General features: G+C 50.9%; 1 rRNA gene. It reads right to left on the bottom strand.

Annotated features, from left to right (window positions below):
- Window positions 1–2,192 (bottom strand): 23S ribosomal RNA (locus tag LRP50_RS25120); the annotation flags it as partial.
- Window positions 2,193–2,212: the final 20 nt, after the last annotated feature.

The following is a 2,212-nucleotide window of genomic DNA, read 5'->3' as shown; positions in this document are numbered from 1 at the left end:
CCAACGTTAGAACATCAAGCATACAAGGGTGGTATTTCAAGATTGCCTCCACACCATCTAGCGACGATGCTTCAAAGGCTCCCACCTATCCTACACATGTAGGGTCAATGTTCAGTGCCAAGCTGTAGTAAAGGTTCACGGGGTCTTTCCGTCTAGCCGCGGGTACACAGCATCTTCACTGCGATTTCAATTTCACTGAGTCTCGGGTGGAGACAGCGTGGCCATCATTACGCCATTCGTGCAGGTCGGAACTTACCCGACAAGGAATTTCGCTACCTTAGGACCGTTATAGTTACGGCCGCCGTTTACCGGGGCTTCGATCAAGAGCTTCTCCGAAGATAACCCCATCAATTAACCTTCCGGCACCGGGCAGGCGTCACACCGTATACGTCATCTTTCGATTTTGCACAGTGCTATGTTTTTAATAAACAGTTGCAGCCACCTGGTATCTGCGACTGCCTCTAGCTCCATCCGCAAGGGACTTCACCGGAGGCAGCGTACCTTCTCCCGAAGTTACGGTACCATTTTGCCTAGTTCCTTCACCCGAGTTCTCTCAAGCGCCTTGGTATTCTCTACCCGACCACCTGTGTCGGTTTGGGGTACGATTCCTTACAATCTGAAGCTTAGAGGCTTTTCCCGGAAGCATGGCATCAATGACTTCACTACCGTAGTAGCTCGACATCGTGTCTCAGCATATAGGGAACCGGATTTGCCTAATCCCCCTGCCTACGCACTTGAACCTCGACAACCGTCGCGAGGCCCACCTAGCCTTCTCCGTCCCCCCATCGCAATTGTAAGAAGTACGGGAATATTAACCCGTTTCCCATCGACTACGCCTTTCGGCCTCGCCTTAGGGGTCGACTTACCCTGCCCCGATTAACGTTGGACAGGAACCCTTGGTCTTCCGGCGAGGAGGTTTTTCACCCCCTTTATCGTTACTCATGTCAGCATTCGCACTTCTGATACCTCCAGCAAACCTTACAGTTCACCTTCAACGGCTTACAGAACGCTCCCCTACCCAACAACTCCGAAGAGTTGATGCCGCAGCTTCGGTGTATCGCTTAGCCCCGTTACATCTTCCGCGCAGGCCGACTCGACCAGTGAGCTATTACGCTTTCTTTAAATGATGGCTGCTTCTAAGCCAACATCCTGGCTGTCTGAGCCTTCCCACATCGTTTCCCACTTAGCGATAACTTTGGGACCTTAGCTGGCGGTCTGGGTTGTTTCCCTCTTCACGACGGACGTTAGCACCCGCCGTGTGTCTCCCGGATAGTACTTACTGGTATTCGGAGTTTGCAAAGGGTTGGTAAGTCGGGATGACCCCCTAGCCTTAACAGTGCTCTACCCCCAGTAGTATTCGTCCGAGGCTCTACCTAAATAGATTTCGGGGAGAACCAGCTATCTCCGAGTTTGATTGGCCTTTCACCCCTAGCCACAAGTCATCCGCTAATTTTTCAACATTAGTCGGTTCGGTCCTCCAATTGATGTTACTCAATCTTCAACCTGCCCATGGCTAGATCACTCGGTTTCGGGTCTACTCCTAGCAACTTATTCGCCCAGTTAAGACTCGGTTTCCCTACGGCTCCCCTATTCGGTTAACCTTGCTACTAAAAGTAAGTCGCTGACCCATTATACAAAAGGTACGCAGTCACCCCACGAAGAGGCTCCCACTGCTTGTACGTACACGGTTTCAGGTTCTATTTCACTCCCCTCACAGGGGTTCTTTTCGCCTTTCCCTCACGGTACTGGTTCACTATCGGTCAGTCAGGAGTATTTAGCCTTGGAGGATGGTCCCCCCATGTTCAGACAAGATAACACGTGTCCCGTCCTACTCGTTTTCACGATAAAAGCATTGTCGTGTACGGGGCTATCACCCTGTATCGCTACCCTTTCCAGAGTATTCCACTAACACTTAAACCGCTTAAGGGCTAATCCGGGGTCGCTCGCCGCTACTGCCGGAATCTCAATTGATTTCTTTTCCTTCGGGTACTTAGATGTTTCAGTTCCCCGAGTTCGCCTCATACAGCTATGTATTCACTGCATGATACGTGCTTATGCACGTGGGTTTCCCCATTCGGAAATCGTAGACTCAAGTGGCTGTTACTGCCTTATCTACGCTTATCGCAAGTTACTACGTCCTTCATCGCCTCTGACTGCCAAGGCATCCACCGTGTACGCTTAGTCACTTAACCATACAACCCCAAGAGGTCTT

This window comes from Enterovibrio gelatinilyticus (assembly GCF_028683095.1).
In the GTDB taxonomy this organism is placed as follows: Bacteria; Pseudomonadota; Gammaproteobacteria; order Enterobacterales; family Vibrionaceae; genus Enterovibrio; species Enterovibrio gelatinilyticus.
The sequence above is the reverse complement of the archived record's forward strand: the minus strand, read 5'-3'. Positions and strand labels throughout refer to the sequence as shown.